We start from the raw sequence: 16169 nt of genomic DNA on the forward strand, positions 1-16169 counted from the left end.
CTCATAACCCGAAGGTCGCAGGTTCAAATCCTGCCCCCGCAATCCGGTCCGGTAGTTCAGTTGGTTAGAATGCCTGCCTGTCACGCAGGAGGTCGCGGGTTCGAGTCCCGTCCGGACCGCCATTTTTTATATTAGGCTCAGTAGCTCAGTCGGTAGAGCACGACCGAATAAGCTACCTTGAAAGACTTCAGCGTACCGATTGATAAATCGGGACGAAGGACGAAGCCAAATTTTATTTAGGCAAAGTATCTTAATATGGCTCAGTAGCTCAGTCGGTAGAGCAAAGGACTGAAAATCCTTGTGTCGGCGGTTCGATTCCGTCCTGAGCCACCTTTTTATGTGATTAGCCGGTGTAGCTCAATTGGTAGAGCAACTGACTTGTAATCAGTAGGTTGGGGGTTCAAGTCCTCTCGCCGGCACCATTTTTTTATGTTAATATGGAGGGGTAGCGAAGTGGCTAAACGCGGCGGACTGTAAATCCGCTCCTTCGGGTTCGGCAGTTCGAATCTGCCCCCCTCCACCATTTATATAGGGGTATAGTTTAACGGTAAAACGAAGGTCTCCAAAACCTTTGATGTGGGTTCGATTCCTGCTACCCCTGCCAATAATATTAAGGCGGCTGTGGCGAAGTGGTTAACGCATCGGATTGTGGCTCCGACACTCGTGGGTTCGATTCCCATCAGTCGCCCCATTTTTTATGTAACAGTACAACTATAACTCTCATATAAATGTATTATCAAATGATCATTGGGCTATAGCCAAGCGGTAAGGCACCGGACTTTGACTCCGTCACTCGCAGGTTCGAATCCTGCTAGCCCAGCCATTTTGCGGAAGTAGTTCAGTGGTAGAACATCACCTTGCCAAGGTGGGGGTCGCGGGTTCGAATCCCGTCTTCCGCTCCAGAATTTCTTTGTTTTTATGGCGGCATAGCCAAGTGGTAAGGCAGAGGTCTGCAAAACCTTTACCACCGGTTCGAATCCGGTTGCCGCCTCCATAATCTAAATCTTGATTCGCTGATATACGCCGGGGTGGCGGAACTGGCAGACGCACAGGACTTAAAATCCTGCGGTAGGTGACTACCGTACCGGTTCGATTCCGGTCCTCGGCACCACAAGATTTAATACATCATTTTAATATGCCGGTGTGGCGGAATTGGCAGACGCGCACGACTCAAAATCGTGTTCCTTCTGGAGTGCCGGTTCGACCCCGGCCACCGGTATCTGAAAAAAAGGTTTCCCATTTGGGAAACCTTTTTTTCTGTTTGAAATTATCTTCCTGTTAAACTTGACGACATCAATCATCAATGCTGCCTTTTCTGATTGTGACTAGTTGTTCCAACTCAGGTTCCGAACGGTTCAGAGGGTGGTTTCGAAAAGGGTTCTGAACTATTCGGAAGGCTGCTCCGAAATAAAGATTAGACACTTGATCTTTTGAAAAAAGTCAAAATATTGCACCTTTTAGTCAATTCAGTCGCCTATATATGCAAACGGTTTCAAATATAATTAAGGAAAGCGTTTTCAGGAGATAAGGGGGCGGTGAAGAGAGTTGGAGACAAAGATAGAAATTGGAGAACAGGCAACTAAGTCAGAGATTAAAATAGTTTCCAGGAAGAAAGCAAATTTGAAAAAATTCTTAACATACCTTGCATTTGTAGGACCTGCATTAATTTTTTTCCTGGTGATACAGATCATTCCTTTCCTGATGGGAATATATTATTCCTTTACGTCCTGGAATGGTGTTAGTTCTGTGGTTGAGTGGGTTGGGCTAGAAAATTATATTAAGATTTTCAAGAGTGATCCCAAGTTTTTTGATTCCTTTATTTTTACTACTAAATTTATGTTAGCTTCGGTTATTATTAGTAATTTACTAGGGTTTGGGCTTGCATTATTATTAAACGCAGCCTTGAAGTCCAGGAATATATTGAGGACTGTGTTTTTTATTCCGAATGTTATAGGGGGATTATTGCTTGGGTTCATCTGGCAGTTTATTTTTGTTAAAGGGTTTGCTGCTATCGGTAATCTAACAGATCTTTCCATTTTTAAGCTTCCATGGCTCGGAGATGAGACCACAGCATTCTGGGGCATTGTAATTGTGTTTGCCTGGCAGATCAGCGGATATATGATGGTTATTTATATTGCAGCACTGCAAGGGGTTGATCAGACTCTGCTGGAAGCGGCAAGAATCGATGGCGCATCAAGCTGGACACTGCTGACAAAAATAATCGTTCCGCTTATCTTACCGGCGTTCACGATTTGTTTCTTTTTAACAATATCCATGGCATTTAAGATTTTTGACCTAAATATTTCACTGACAGGCGGCGGACCATTTAATTCGACACAATCGGTTGCGATTAACATTTATCAGGAGGCATTCCAGAATAACCGGTATGGACTTGGTACCGCAAAATCGATTTTATTCTTCCTTGTGGTAGCCATTTTTACAACGGTTCAGGTGATGATGACGAAGAAAAGGGAGGTTGAGGCATAATGAATCCCAGATATACGAAAGTTACGCTATTGTTGGAGATCATAGGAATCGTATTAGGAATCATATTCCTCATTCCTTTTTACTTCGTGTTTATTAATTCTGTAAAAGGCTTTGCAGATATCTTGATTGATGCTGCAGCATGGCCGCAGGAATTTTTATTCTCCAATTATCTGAAGGTATGGGATATCATTAATTTTCCTCGGGCTTTCTGGAATTCGCTTATAATAACGGTAATCAGCAATATTGGACTGGTTGTCATCAGTTCTATGGCTGCCTGGAAGATGGTCAGGACTCCGGGGAAATTCAGCAAAATCCTGTTTGCTTTATTTGTATCTGCAATGGTTATTCCATTCCAGACCGTTATGATTCCTCTGATGAAACTCGGAGGCACGCTGAATCTGACAAACAGCATACCTGGTCTCATCATTATGTACTTTGGCTTTGGTGTACCATTATCACTTTTCCTTTATCACGGTTTTATTAAAACAGTTCCAATCGAGATTGAAGAGTCAGCCCGAATTGATGGATGCAGCCAGTTTGGCGTCTTTTGGAGAATTGTGTTTCCGCTTCTGAAGCCAATTACTGTAACGGTTGTCATTCTAAATACATTGTGGATCTGGAATGACTATCTCCTGCCGCTCCTGGTGCTTCAGGATGCAGAGCTTAGGACAATCCCTTTGGCCACAAGCTCATTCTTCGCACAATATACAAAGCAGTGGGACATGGGACTGGCTGCCCTTGTGATGGGTATTACACCGGTCATCATTTTCTTCCTATTCCTGCAAAAGCATATAATAAAAGGCATTGCACAAGGGTCAATTAAGTAGTTGTAGAAACTTTTGCGGCCAAAGGGACTGTGAAAGTTTATATAAAAAATTATTCAGGGGGGAAACAAAATGAAACGCTTTGCTCTATTACTGCTGTCATTGATTCTGATGGCCGGCATTATGGCGGGCTGTTCTTCTTCCAGTTCAGGGGATGAAAAGCCTAAAGATGATTCAAAGAATGGTGATGAAGTGGTAACACTGAACATGTTCCAATTTAAAGTGGAGATTGCCGATCAGCTTCAGGAAATGATTGGCGAATTCGAAAAAGAGCATCCAAATATTAAGATTAAGCTTGAGTCTGTCGGAGGTGGAGCTGACTATGGTGCCGCATTAAAAGCGAAATTTGCTTCCGGAGAACAACCTGACATCTTTAACAATGGCGGATTTAAGGAACTTGAGCTTTGGAAAGAGCATCTTGCTGACCTTTCAAACGAGCCGTGGGCAGAGCATGTGCTTCCAATTGGTAAGGTTCCAACGACCGATACAGATGGCAAGCTTTATGGAATGCCGGTAAACCTGGAAGGTTACGGGTTTATTTATAACAAGGATTTATTCAAAGAAGCGGGAATTACTGAACCGCCTAATACAATTTCTGAACTGAAGGATGCTGCTAAAAAGCTCGAAGATAAAGGAATTACCCCTTTCTCTGCCGGTTACGGTGAGTGGTGGGTCATTGGACAGCATTTGTTAAACATTCCGTTTGCACAGCAGGAGGATCCAGTTGCATTTATCGAAGGCTTATATAGCGGATCTGAAAAGTTAATCGGCAATGATAAATTTAAAGAATTTAAAGAAGTACTTGATACTGAAATTAACTTTGGAAATGACAATCCGTTAACAACTGATTACAATACGCAAGTCACACTATTTGCTTCCGGCAAAACAGCCATGCTTCAGCAGGGGAACTGGACAGAGAACATGATACTTGAAATTGACCCTGATATAAATATGGGATTCCTTCCGATTCCGCTGACTGATGACGAAGCAGATGCAGACCGTTTACCGGTAGGCGTGCCAAACAACTGGGTTCTTAACAAAAACTCTGAGCATCTTGAAGAAGCCAAGTTATTCCTTGACTGGATGGTTTCATCTGAAACAGGCAAGCGTTATATCACAGAAGAGTTTGCTTTCATTCCAGCTTTTGACAATATTGAACCAACCGGTTTAGGGCCGCTTGGAAAGCATATTCTTGAGTATTCTAAGGAGGAGAAAACGATTCCTTGGACATGGTTCAGATGGCCGGATGGTGCGAATAAAGAGTTTGCTGCAACCATCCAGGAATATGCTGCCGGAAAAATTGATTATGATACGGTTGTTGAGCGCTTCCAGGCATCCTGGGATAACTTGAAATAAATTTGGTGAAACGGGAAGCATGTCTGCAGAAGATATGCTTTCTGTTTTCTATTTTTATCGCAGTCTAACTGGCAGTAAGACCCCCTTTAATTGAAGTTTCACTTGATAATCTGGAAAATCCTATAGCAAAAAAGACATCTCCAAAAAGGGAAGTTGCTTTATACTATTGTAAAAGAGATAGCAGCGGGGGATGTAAATGTTCAAAAGGAGCATTAGAAATAAACTGATCGTTCTATTAATGGTTGCCACAATTGTTCCATTTGGGGCGTCCATTATCATCACTTACTATCATACAGCCGAATCCTTGAAGGGTCAGGCCATTAAAGAAAATAGCAACTTATTATATCAAGGAAAAGTGAACCTGGAGGGGTACATAAATGAACTGGATGGACTGACACTCTCTCTCTACAATAATCCGGGTTTTATAAACTTTTTAAAGGATCCTAGGAAGGAAAATAACTATCAGGCTGTCGAAGCTGTAAGAAATGTCATTTCGACCATATTGTATGCTGAGGAAAATATCAAACGTGTTAATATTGCAGTTGCAAAGGAAGATCGGCTCATAACAGCGTCCCGCCGCTCGACTGTTGTTTTTTCAAAACGGCTGACAAATGCCAATCAGGAATATTACGAAAAAGCGGAACAAAGTCCAAACAATATGTTTCTAGAGCCCGTCCATAAGATTAAGGGTCCTGATGAAAAGAAGCCGGAGAATGTAATTACGCTTCACCGGTCTTTAATCAATATTCCGGCGGATGATCTGTTGGCCTATATATCATTGGAGTTTTCACCGGATCAAATAACCAATATCAGCCGCAATCTTTATTCGGGAGAAAATGAAGAATTCTATATTATATCTCCTGAAGGTGACATGATCTACCGTTCAACGAATGAAGCTGAAAATGGAGATAAAACGCCTGAGTGGATTGATTGGGTGATAGGGGCAAATAAAGAAAGTGGCACGGCTGAATGGGAGGAAGATACCTTCAGCGGTGTAATGATATATGATCAATTATCGCAAAATTCAGGCGGCTGGTATCTTGTTAAGCGGGTTCCATATACCACTTTATATGAAAGTGCATTCAATGTGGCGAAAATCAATATCATGTTTGGTGTTATCGGGCTGTGCCTGGTTATTCTCTCCACGTTATTTATTTCCGTCAGAATTACCTCACCCATCAGAATCCTCCTGAAAAATATTGACCAGGTTGAAAAGGGGAATCTCGATGTCCGTTTTAAATCTTTCGGCCATGATGAGATTGGTTATCTCGGAGATAGATTCAGGCAAATGATCGATAAAATAAATGATCTGATTAATCGGGAGTATAAGCTTCAGCTTGAAAATAAGACAAATCAGCTTAAGGTTCTGCAGTCACAGGTTAATCCGCATTTTTTATACAATGCATTGCAGTCAATTGGCACTGCGGCCTTGAAAAATCAAGGTCCGCAAATTTATTCTTCTGTTACCCGCCTTTCAAAAATCATGAGGTACAGCATGAATATGGAGGAGGGAATGGTTCCTCTTCAAAAAGAGATCGAGCATACCAAGGCCTACCTCCTGCTGCAAAAGGAGCGGTTTGGTGATCAGCTTCAGTTCAATTTTCAGCTTGATGAAGAAGCATTGCAGTTTCCTGTCCCGAAAATGATTTTACAGCCTTTAGTGGAGAATTACTTTAAGCACGGCTTTGATGCACGCGAAAAAACTGGAGAGGTTAAAATAACCTGCATACAGGATGAATTTTATCTGGATATTCTAATTGAGGATAATGGTACAGGTGTGTCGGTGAGCAGGCTGGAGGAAATCCAGAGGTTTTTGATGAATGACAGAATAGGGCATAAGGGAGAGTCAATGAATATCGGACTAAAGAATGTTTATGTCCGGTTAAAACTTTATTATGGCAGACGAACTTACCTGCAGCTTAAGAACCTTGAGCAGGGCGGGCTGCTTGTTTCTATTAAACTTCCAAAAAGGATGGAAGGTGGAAAAGATGAAAGCAATTATTGTGGATGATGAACAGCATGTGCGGGAAGGCTTAATGCTTCTGGGAGAGTGGAGCCGCTTCGGGATTGACACGATCATGGAGGCGGCAGATGGAAATGAGGCCATAAAGCTGATTAAAGAGCATCGCCCGGAAATCATATTCACAGATATGAGCATGCCAAAGAGAGATGGCATAAGCCTTTTAAAATGGATACATTCTTCAGATCTATCCAGCAAGACGATTGTTGTCAGCGGCTATGATGATTTTGACTATATGAGGAATGCCATCTGTTATAAAAGCTTTGATTATATCTTGAAGCCTATCGATCCGGACATTTTGAATGAAATCCTAGAGAATGCCATTGAAGAATGGAAGCAGCAAAATTCTCCAGAAGAATGCAGGCAGGAGCAATATAGGGAGATGAATGTGATTCAGCAAATAGAACAGTTTCTGCTGGAAAGCTATAGCAAAGATATTAACCTGCAGGAAATTGCAGACAGGTTTTATTTAAGCAGGGAGTACATTTCCAGGAAGTTTAAACAGGAATATAAGGCAACTATTACAGACTTTATAACGAATGTCCGAATGAACAAGGCCAAGGAGCTTTTGCAGAATCCTAAAATGAAAATCTATGAGATTGCTTTCCAGGTTGGCTATCAGGATGAAAAGTATTTTAGCAAAGTCTTTAAAAAGACAGAGGGAATTTCCCCTAATGAATATAGAAGTATGAGCTAAGGAGGAAGATTAATGATTAATGTGCTTGTCTGGAATGAGAATCGGCATGAACAAAAGGATAAAAAGGTAAGGACAGTCTATCCACATGGCATCCATGGTGCCATTGCGGATTTTTTAAATGGAGAAGAACTCAAAGTAAAGACAGCGACACTGGATGAGTCCGAACATGGACTCAGTGATGCTGTTTTACAGGAAACAGACGTTTTAGTCTGGTGGGGGCATCTGGCGCATGAGGAAGTTGGAGATGCAATCGTCGAAAAAGTAAAACAAAGAGTTCTTGATGGAATGGGGCTGATTGTCCTTCATTCAGGCCATTTTTCTAAAATTTTTAAAGTGCTGATGGGAACTTCCTGTGATTTAAAGTGGAGAGAAGCGGATGAAAAGGAACGAATTTGGATTGTAGACCCGAGCCATCCGATTGCAGAAGGACTTGGAGAATATATTGAGCTTGAAAAAGAAGAGATGTATGGAGAACATTTTGATATTCCTGCACCGGATGAGCTAGTTATGGTGAGCTGGTTTGAAGGCGGGGAAGTTTTTCGGAGCGGCTGTACATACAAGAGGGGAAAGGGAAGAATCTTTTATTTCCGCCCGGGGCATGAAACGTATCCAACCTATTATCATAAGGACGTTCAGAAGGTAATAAAAAATGCGGTTAAGTGGGCGAAACCGGCTGATCTTCCGGTACCGGTCTATGGAAATGCGAAGCCGCTTGAGAGAATCAGTGTGAAACATGAAGGAGTGGAATTAAAATGAAAAAACTCAAGATTGGGATCATTGGATGCGGAAGTATAGCCAAGCATCGGCACATGCCTGAATATCATGCAAGCAGCAGGGCTGTCATTGCAGCAGTATGTGATATTAATGAAGAACGTGCAAAAGGATTTGCTGACCTTTACGAGGTGAAGGCATACACCGATTATAGGGATTTGTTAGCTGATAAGGATATAGATGCAGTGAGTGTCTGTACCCCGAATTATCTGCATGCCCCTATTTCAGTTGCAGCATTGAACGAGGGCAAGCATGTTTTATGTGAAAAGCCAATGGCCACAACTAAGGAAGAGGCAGAGGACATGATAGAGGCAGCCCGAAAAAGTGGAAAGAAGTTAATGATTGCTCATAATCAGCGCTTTGTTCCGTCTCATAAAAAAGCAAAGGAATTGATTGCAAGAGGTGATGCAGGAAAAATCTACAGTTTCCGGACAGCTTTTGGCCATGGCGGGCCGGAGGGATGGAGTGCAGATGGCAAAAAAAGTTGGTTCTTCAAAAAGGATCAGGCTTTTATTGGGGCGATGGGTGACCTTGGTGTCCATAAGACGGACCTCTTGCGTTACCTGCTGGGTGAAGAGTTTGCTGAGGTCGGAGCATTTGTCGAAACGAGTGCTAAAATGGATGCTGATGTCGATGATACAGCCGTATGCGTTTTGAAAACGGAGAGCGGTGTGATCGGTACATTGGCTGCAAGCTGGTCTTACGTATCTAAAGAAGACAATTCTACAATAATTTATGGTGAGAAGGCGATTTTGAGACTGGAGGATGATTCGGTGCACTCTCTCATTGTTCAGTATGTAAATGGTGAAACAGTGAAGTACGAGCTCGGCGGAATTCAGACAAATGAAGAAGGCGGTCAAAAGAGTTCAGGTGTCATTGACCATTTTGTTGAATGTATTCTAAATGAACAGGAGCCTGCCATCTCCGGTTCCGAGGGGATGAAGTCGCTCCAGGTGATTCTGGCTGCCCTGGAGTCCAGCGAAACCAAGCAGATTGTCAGAATCAGTTGAGGTGAGTCCATGAAGAAACTTCGAATCGGAATTATCGGTGCTGGCGGAATTGCCCAATCCCGTCATATTCCCGTGTTAATGAAATTATCGGACAGTGCTTCCATAACAGCTATCTGTGATGTGAATGAAGATACTGCACTGCAGGCTGCAAAAAAATTTGGAATCAGCAACGTTTTTACAGATTATAAAGAATTATTCAATGAAACAGATGCTGTAGTCATTTGTACACCGAATAAGTTTCATGCTGAAATTACTGTTGCTGCGCTGGAGGCCGGGCTGCATGTTTTGTGTGAGAAGCCGATGGCCATGACAACAGCAGAGTGCAGGGAAATGATCGAGGCAAGAGACAGGTCCGGGAAGGTATTGGCCATTGCTTATCACTACCGGTTTATGAAAGAGGCACAGGCTGCTAAAAAACTCATTTCAGAAAATGAAATAGGCATACCGTTTGCAGCCAGGGCAAGAGCGATGAGAAGAAGAAAGGTACCGGGCTGGGGTGTTTTTACCAATAAGGAACTCCAGGGCGGCGGAAGCTTGATTGATTATGGGTGCCATTTGCTTGACCTCTCGCTTTGGCTTCTTGGTAATCCTGCGGAAACGGAGGTATCCGGTACAGCTTATAACAGATTAAGCAAAATGCCTGATCAGGTGAATCTGTGGGGCAGCATTGACCATCAATCCTTTAATGTAGATGATCATGTGACAGCTTATATAAAATTTTCGAATGGCGCTTCCCTTCTTTTTGAGACTTCCTGGTCTGCCAATATTGAAAGGGATGATGAAAGCCTCAGTCTTTCAGGGGAGCATGGAGGGATTGAGTTATTCCCTTTCCGTTTGAATCAATCCAAATATGGAATGCTCTTGAATACTCGTTCAGAGTGGCTTCCGGGAGAAGATGACTATGCATTAACACAGGCACGGAACTTTATTAACAGCTGTTTGGGCAGGCAAGAATTTATGGTTAAAGCAGAAGAAGCACTGCAGACAACCAGGATCATCGATGCCATCTACAGCAGCAAACGAGAATTATATTAGGGAGGGGATTTTGTGAAGCTCGGCGTATTTACCGTATTATTTGCTGACAAAAGTTTTGAGGATATGCTCGATCAGGTGAAAGCTGCAGGTCTTAAAGCTGTTGAAATCGGAACAGGAGCATATCCCGGTAACGCTCATTGCAGCCTGCAGGAGCTTTTGGAAAGCGATGAACTTCGAGAGGATTACCTTAACAAGGTTTTGTGGAGGGGACTGGAAATCAGCGCATTCAGCTGTCATGGCAATCCGATCTCACCTGATAAAGCATTTGCAGAGGAATCGGACCGTGTATTATACGACACAATTAAGTTAGCGAGCTTAATGAATGTTCCGGTCGTTAACTGTTTTTCCGGCACTGCAGGAGACGGAGAAGGGGCAAAGCATCCGAATTGGCCGGTCGCACCGTGGCCGAATGAGTATGGAGAAGTGCTGAAATGGCAATGGGAGGAGAAGCTCATTCCTTACTGGAAGAAAGTAGGGCAATTTGCCAAAGACCATAATGTTAAAATCGGTCTCGAACTGCATGGAGGATTCCTAGTGCACACGCCTTACACACTTTTAAAATTAAGGGAAGAAACATGTGACGCGATTGGAGCCAATCTGGATCCCAGCCATTTATGGTGGCAGGGCATTGACCCTGTGGCAGCAATTAAGATACTGGGAAAAGAAAATGCCATTCATCATTTTCATGCTAAAGATACCTATATTGACCAGGAAAATGTGAACATGTACGGGTTAACGGATATGCAGCCGTATGGCAATGTCCAGACCAGGGCGTGGACATTCAGGTCAGTCGGGTGCGGACACAGCCTGCAGGAATGGTCCGATATGATGAGCGCCTTGCGCACGTTTGGTTATGACTACGTTGTCAGCATCGAGCATGAAGATCCGCTTATGTCGATTGAAGAAGGGTTTACAAGAGCAGTAAGGAATCTTAAATCCATCTTAATCGAAGAGCAGCCTTCGGAAATGTGGTGGGTATAAGCGAGAGGGGAAATAGCCCCTCTCTGTTTTTCGACAAATTTCTCAATAAGGGTTGACCATTCACGCTGAATTTAGTATTATTAAATAGTTGATTCGACAAAAAGTTTATTCATATTAGTTTTATGATTGAATATACATTCACAAATGCGGATGTAGTTTAGTGGTAAAACCTCAGCCACGAGCGACACATCCATGAATTGGCTTCGAGTTGCCTCGACGCAAAGACTTCCTTGACTCAGCTTTTAGAGGAAGAGGCATGCAAGAACGGGAAAAAGTCAGTAGCTAATAATTATATACAAATGCGGGTGTAGTTTAGTGGTAAAACCTCAGCCTTCCAAGCTGATGATGAGGGTTCGATTCCCTTCACCCGCTCCATACATAGCCAACGCAGTGTTTCGTTCAAAAAGAACGAGGTATTGCGTTTTTTCATGTTCGTCGGCTATGAAAAAATCGGGCGGGATCCCAGATTCCACACGATTTCTATAGAAGTGTCTAGCTTCCAATCACCTTAAAGCTTCCTTCTCCGCCATGCACTTGAGTGTACATGTTCATTAACGACTCTGTCATTTTTTCAGCCTTTTCGATTTCCAGAGAAGGGCGCAAATATACAATTTGAACGGCATTTTTAGTCTGTTCGGTGACAGCTGTCCTTTCAGAGTCCACAAACGGGCTGCCAAATGGCCCTTCCGCATCTTCACTGATAATTAAATTGGCCAGGGAATTGAGTCTTCCGTTTAAGCCGTTATATTCTTCGCCTTCTTTGCCTAACCTGATAGTCAGATGGCCTGAAAGCTTATCGGCATCATATACACCGATCGGTATTTGGTATTCCAGGGAAAAGAAATTGTTAATATCGATGGAGCTGTTGACCGGCTGAAGGTAATTTTGTTTTTGAATTCTTCTGTACAGTGCTTCAGCAGAGTGGCGATAGCGGTTCGGATCCTTGCCTGCTGTTTTGAAGATCTGCCGCCATTCCTTGATCCCTTCAAATTCTGTAACACTCTTATCCTCTAAATCGAAATAAATAGATTCCTGAAATAATTGGAGTCTGCCCTTTACCATTTGAGGAGATTGTCCGACTTCGATATTTTTATATGTAATAAATCCGATTTTAAAATGGGGCAATAATTTGAACAACTCTGGAGCTATCTTAATTTCCATGCTTTCCACCTCCAAAATTACTTTAAAATAGTTTATCATAATAAACGGTAATTCAATAAATTAAAGACTTTCATATAAAATTAAATTTCCACGAAAGGAGGTAAAACAATGGACTTTGCACAATTCAAGCAGGAAGTGATTGAATACAGCAAAACAATAGGCATTGATAAGATTGGTTATACGACAGCGGGTACTTTTGATGAAATGAAAAACAGGCTGATTCGCCAGCAGGAGCTTCACTATCAGTCAGGATTTGAGGAACCTGATATTGAGAAGAGGGTGAATCCCGGCCTGCTAATGGATAAGCCCAGATCTATTATCTCAATTGCAGTTGCTTACCCTTCCAAAATGAAGGTCAGGGTTGTCAGCAAAAGAGGTGAAAGAAGGGGAATTTTCTGCCGGGCTTCATGGGGGAAAGACTATCATCATATCCTGAGGGAACGTCTGCAAAAGCTTGAGGAGTTCATTCAGTCAAGAATTCCTGAGGCCATTTGCAAATCCATGGTGGATACAGGAGAGCTGGTGGACCGGGCTGTAGCGCAGCGTGCTGGTATCGGCTGGAGCGGAAAAAACTGTTCCATCATCACACCGGAATTCGGATCGTATGTTTATCTCGGAGAAATGATAACCAATCTGCCTTTTGAGCCGGATAGGCCAATGGAAGACAAATGCGGAAGCTGTAATAAATGTGTTGAGGTCTGCCCGACAGGTGCTTTAATTCAGGGAGGCCAGCTTGATGCACAGAAATGCATCGCCTTTTTGACACAGACAAAGGGCTTTCTTGCAGATCCATATAGAGAAAAGCTGGGGAACAGGCTTTATGGGTGTGACACCTGTCAAACCGTTTGTCCTGAAAATAAAGGCAAGGATTTTCATCTGCATGATGAAATGGAGCCGAATCCAGAAGTGGCAAAGCCGCTTTTAAGGCCGCTTCTATTTATCAGCAATCGTGAATTCAAAGAAAAATATGGTCCTGTGTCAGGTTCCTGGAGAGGGAAAAAGCCGATCCAGCGAAATGCTATCATCGCCCTTGCTCACTACAAAGATGAGACAGCGGCAGAAGATCTGATTAAAGTTATGAAAGAAGATCCGAGGCCGGTGATCCGGGGAACGGCCGCATGGGCACTCGGGAAAATAGGCGGGGATAAATCACTGCCTGCACTAAAACAGGCATTGCAGAAGGAGAAAGACCGAGAAGTCATTGCTGAAATAGAAAAGGGCTTAAGTTTTTTTGAACAATGAGGGGGCAAAAACCCCTCTCTTTTTTATGGCTTTTTTTCTGTATGATCGCATTAACTGGCCGGCCCGTTGATTTACTGCGGAATTGAGCGAAAAATTAAGCAAAGTCCTTTGCATCCTCTCATATGTATTGAATAGGAGAGGAGTGAGGTGCTTGAGGGATCAGCTTCATGAACTGTTAAAGAAAAGAGTGCAGCAGTGCGTTTCCCATTCAAGAAGTTCAATTCATACATGCCCTAAAATTGAAAAAAAGAAAGAATCTCTTTCCGGCCGCTCCGGTGAGATTGTGAAAGCACAGGCAGCCGGAAAAGTTATCAGTATCGGTATAGAGAAGGAAGATGTGACTCCCGTTGAATATAGAGTTCACTTCAAATATTTAATTAAACAAAAAGGCATAATTTATATGGAGGAAGAGATTGAAGAGCGGACAGCCGACTTCTATAAAGGAGTATTTGTTGAAGACCGGGAGAAAAATCCTTTTAAAGATAGTAAAACAGAAGAAGCGCCTTTAGCCCGGGAATTTGAAGAGGAAGAAAGGTATGAGTATGAATATGACCGCATGAAGGCTGTACAATATGCAGAAAAATGGTGGAACACTTATAATCCGGCCTATAAGAAATTTGATGTGGATTGCACCAATTATATTTCCCAGTGCCTTCATGCAGGCGGCGGCCCGATGAGGGGATACCCCAACCGCGGAAAAGGCTGGTGGATGAGAAGCGGGAATTGGAGCTACAGTTGGACAGTAGCTAACTCAATGCGATGGTATCTGCCCAGTTCAAATACAGGGTTGAGGGCTGAGGAAGTTTCCAGTCCGGATCAGCTTTTAATAGGAGATGTCATTTGCTATGATTTCCAGGGAGACGGACGTTTTGACCATACAACGATCGTGACGGGCAAAGATGCATCAGGAATGCCCCTCGTCAATGCTCACACCTATAACTGCCGAATGCGTTATTGGGCTTATGAAGATTCAACAGCTTATACACCAAATATTAAGTATAAATTTTTGACAATTACCGATGATCAGTAATTTGTATGGTGATTTCAACGTGATATAATAACACATGCAGATTTAATTTAGAGGTGAAAAAAGTGGGATTGCATGTAGTATTATATCAGCCGGAAATTCCGGCCAACACAGGCAATATAGCCCGTACCTGCGCGGCTACTGATACGACATTGCATCTGATCCGGCCGCTCGGCTTTTCAACAGATGATAAAATGCTGAAGCGGGCAGGCTTGGATTACTGGCAATTTGTAAAAATTGTTTATCATGATTCATTGGACGATTTTTTTAAAAGCACTGAACATGGAGAATACTTCTACTTAACAAAGGATGGCACCAAGCCATATTCCACTTTTGACTATAGCAAAGTCGATAAGGATTATTATTTTATTTTCGGCAAGGAAACGGCCGGTCTTCCAAAGGATGTTATTGAAAGCAGCAAAGAGCGCTTATTAAAGGTTCCAATTAACGATAATATCCGTTCGCTTAACTTATCCAACACAGCTGCCATTCTTGTCTATGAAGCACTGCGACAGCAGGAATACTTACATTTAACATAGGAAAACACACGGCCTGAATGATTATCAGGCCTTTTCCTTTGGAGAAAACTTTCATCTCTGGGTAAAATGAAAATGTACATATGGAAAGGATGAGATGTGATGAATGAAGTTACCAACTTGCTTATGGACCATCGTTCCGTCCGGAATTTTGAAGACAGGGCTCTTTCAAAAGAGCATATTGAAACAATTGTACTTTCTGCTCAAGCTGCATCAACTTCTAGTTTTGTCCAGGCCTATTCAATAATCGGTGTGACAGATAAAGAAAAGAAAGCGAAACTTGCTGAAGTGGCAGGCAATCAGAACTATGTAGCTGAAAATGGCCATTTTTTCGTGTTTTGTGCTGATCTGCATCGTCATGAAATCATCGGACAAATGGAAAATAAAAATGTAATTCCATCAATTGAAAGCACTGAGAAGTTCATGGTGGCTGTCATTGATACGGCCTTGGCTGCACAGAATGCTGCTATTGCGGCAGAATCGCTGGGGCTAGGGATCTGCTATATTGGCGGAATAAGAAACAATCTGGAGGCAGTGGCTGAGCTCTTAAAAACACCTGATCGTGTGATTCCTTTGTTTGGACTGGCTGTTGGCTATCCTTCCAAAAAGAACGATAAAAAACCGCGGCTGCCTCTTCAGCATATATATCATGAAAATGAATATAATCAGGATAAAGCTTCTTACTGCGAAGAGCTGAAAGTTTATAATAAGATTATTTCCGAGTATTATGATGAGCGTACAGGCGGCAAGCGGAAAGACACATGGACCAGTCAGATTGCCGGCATGCTCGAAAAGCAGACACGGATGTATATGAAGGAATTTGTTCAGAAGAACAAGATGGATTTAAGGTAGGAGTATAATGATATAAGAAAAAAAGCTGCTGAATAGATCAGCAGCTTCAGTTTGTAGACAAAAGGGGTTCGGAATAGTCTCATTCCGGACCTCTTTTTTGAATTTTATTGGCTTTGAAGCATTTTCAGATGATGATAGACCTCTCCGAGGTCATCTTCTAGGCCATTTCT

14 protein-coding genes and 12 tRNA genes are annotated in these 16169 nt (G+C 42.7%); 25 read left to right on the top strand and 1 reads right to left on the bottom strand.

The features are described 5' to 3' along the window. Positions 1-45 precede the first annotated feature (45 nt). From M3205_RS23255 to M3205_RS23355, 21 genes are all read left to right on the top strand, one after another. Positions 46-122, top strand: a tRNA-Asp gene (locus tag M3205_RS23255). A 135-nt stretch (positions 123-257) separates the two neighbouring features. Next, positions 258-330, top strand: a tRNA-Phe gene (locus M3205_RS23260). A gap of 16 nt (positions 331-346) precedes the next feature. Beyond that, positions 347-422: transfer RNA gene (locus M3205_RS23265), tRNA-Thr, on the top strand. Between the two features lie 17 nt (positions 423-439). Continuing rightward, positions 440-523 (top strand) — tRNA-Tyr (locus tag M3205_RS23270). 7 nt (positions 524-530) lie between these two features. Then, positions 531-604: transfer RNA gene (locus M3205_RS23275), tRNA-Trp, on the top strand. A gap of 11 nt (positions 605-615) precedes the next feature. Beyond that, positions 616-691: transfer RNA gene (locus tag M3205_RS23280), tRNA-His, on the top strand. A 57-nt stretch (positions 692-748) separates the two neighbouring features. Further along, positions 749-823, top strand: a tRNA-Gln gene (locus M3205_RS23285). A gap of 4 nt (positions 824-827) precedes the next feature. After that, a tRNA-Gly gene (locus M3205_RS23290) sits at positions 828-902 on the top strand. 18 nt (positions 903-920) lie between these two features. After that, positions 921-994 (top strand) — tRNA-Cys (locus tag M3205_RS23295). Between the two features lie 28 nt (positions 995-1022). After that, a tRNA-Leu gene (locus M3205_RS23300) sits at positions 1023-1111 on the top strand. Between the two features lie 26 nt (positions 1112-1137). Next, a tRNA-Leu gene (locus M3205_RS23305) sits at positions 1138-1219 on the top strand. 326 nt (positions 1220-1545) lie between these two features. After that, positions 1546-2487 (top strand): carbohydrate ABC transporter permease, encoded by a 942-nt coding sequence (locus M3205_RS23310; protein ID WP_251172064.1) that lies wholly within the window; start codon positions 1546-1548, stop codon positions 2485-2487. Then, positions 2487-3314, top strand: a complete 828-nt coding sequence (locus tag M3205_RS23315; RefSeq protein ID WP_251172065.1) for a carbohydrate ABC transporter permease — start codon at positions 2487-2489, stop codon at positions 3312-3314. The genes M3205_RS23310 and M3205_RS23315 overlap by 1 nt, the downstream gene beginning before the upstream one ends. A 69-nt stretch (positions 3315-3383) precedes the next feature. Further along, a complete protein-coding gene (locus M3205_RS23320; protein ID WP_251172066.1) occupies positions 3384-4667 on the top strand; it encodes an ABC transporter substrate-binding protein in 1284 nt (427 codons plus the stop codon). Between the two features lie 196 nt (positions 4668-4863). After that, a complete protein-coding gene (locus M3205_RS23325) occupies positions 4864-6678 on the top strand; it encodes a cache domain-containing sensor histidine kinase (RefSeq protein ID WP_251172067.1) in 1815 nt (604 codons plus the stop codon). Further along, the gene (locus M3205_RS23330) at positions 6656-7384 is read left to right on the top strand and encodes a response regulator transcription factor (RefSeq protein WP_251172068.1); all 729 of its coding nucleotides are present in this window, start codon (positions 6656-6658) and stop codon (positions 7382-7384) included. Before M3205_RS23325 ends, M3205_RS23330 begins: the two co-directional genes overlap by 23 nt. A gap of 12 nt (positions 7385-7396) precedes the next feature. After that, positions 7397-8140: a ThuA domain-containing protein gene (locus M3205_RS23335; protein WP_251172069.1), complete on the top strand. Its 744-nt coding sequence runs from the start codon at positions 7397-7399 to the stop codon at positions 8138-8140. Beyond that, positions 8137-9165, top strand: a complete 1029-nt coding sequence (locus M3205_RS23340) for a Gfo/Idh/MocA family protein (RefSeq protein ID WP_251172070.1) — start codon at positions 8137-8139, stop codon at positions 9163-9165. Before M3205_RS23335 ends, M3205_RS23340 begins: the two co-directional genes overlap by 4 nt. A gap of 9 nt (positions 9166-9174) precedes the next feature. Further along, a complete protein-coding gene (locus M3205_RS23345) occupies positions 9175-10200 on the top strand; it encodes a Gfo/Idh/MocA family protein (protein ID WP_251172071.1) in 1026 nt (341 codons plus the stop codon). Between the two features lie 12 nt (positions 10201-10212). Next, positions 10213-11181 carry a sugar phosphate isomerase/epimerase family protein gene (locus M3205_RS23350; RefSeq protein WP_251172072.1) on the top strand — a complete coding sequence of 323 codons (969 nt, stop codon included), beginning with the start codon at positions 10213-10215 and terminating at the stop codon, positions 11179-11181. A gap of 301 nt (positions 11182-11482) precedes the next feature. Further along, positions 11483-11556: transfer RNA gene (locus M3205_RS23355), tRNA-Gly, on the top strand. 117 nt (positions 11557-11673) lie between these two features. On the opposite strand, the gene M3205_RS23360 is transcribed toward M3205_RS23355, so the two are convergent. Beyond that, positions 11674-12342, bottom strand: a complete 669-nt coding sequence (locus M3205_RS23360; protein ID WP_251172073.1) for a B3/B4 domain-containing protein — start codon at positions 12340-12342, stop codon at positions 11674-11676. A 108-nt stretch (positions 12343-12450) separates the two neighbouring features. Between M3205_RS23360 and queG the strand changes: the two genes are divergently transcribed. The 4 genes from queG (at position 12451) to nfsA (ending at position 15999) form a co-directional block, all read left to right on the top strand. Further along, a complete protein-coding gene (gene queG, locus M3205_RS23365) occupies positions 12451-13584 on the top strand; it encodes a tRNA epoxyqueuosine(34) reductase QueG (protein ID WP_251172074.1) in 1134 nt (377 codons plus the stop codon). Positions 13585-13735: 151 nt separating this feature from the next. Further along, positions 13736-14614: an amidase domain-containing protein gene (locus M3205_RS23370; protein ID WP_251172075.1), complete on the top strand. Its 879-nt coding sequence runs from the start codon at positions 13736-13738 to the stop codon at positions 14612-14614. 62 nt (positions 14615-14676) lie between these two features. Further along, a complete protein-coding gene (trmL, locus tag M3205_RS23375; protein ID WP_251172076.1) occupies positions 14677-15150 on the top strand; it encodes a tRNA (uridine(34)/cytosine(34)/5-carboxymethylaminomethyluridine(34)-2'-O)-methyltransferase TrmL in 474 nt (157 codons plus the stop codon). 99 nt (positions 15151-15249) lie between these two features. Further along, entirely contained in the window at positions 15250-15999 is a 750-nt protein-coding gene (gene nfsA / locus M3205_RS23380) for an oxygen-insensitive NADPH nitroreductase (RefSeq protein ID WP_251172077.1), read from the top strand. Positions 16000-16169: the final 170 nt, after the last annotated feature.

This window comes from Cytobacillus firmus, assembly GCF_023715565.1.
In the GTDB taxonomy this organism is placed as follows: domain Bacteria; phylum Bacillota; class Bacilli; order Bacillales; family Cytobacillaceae; genus Cytobacillus; species Cytobacillus firmus_C.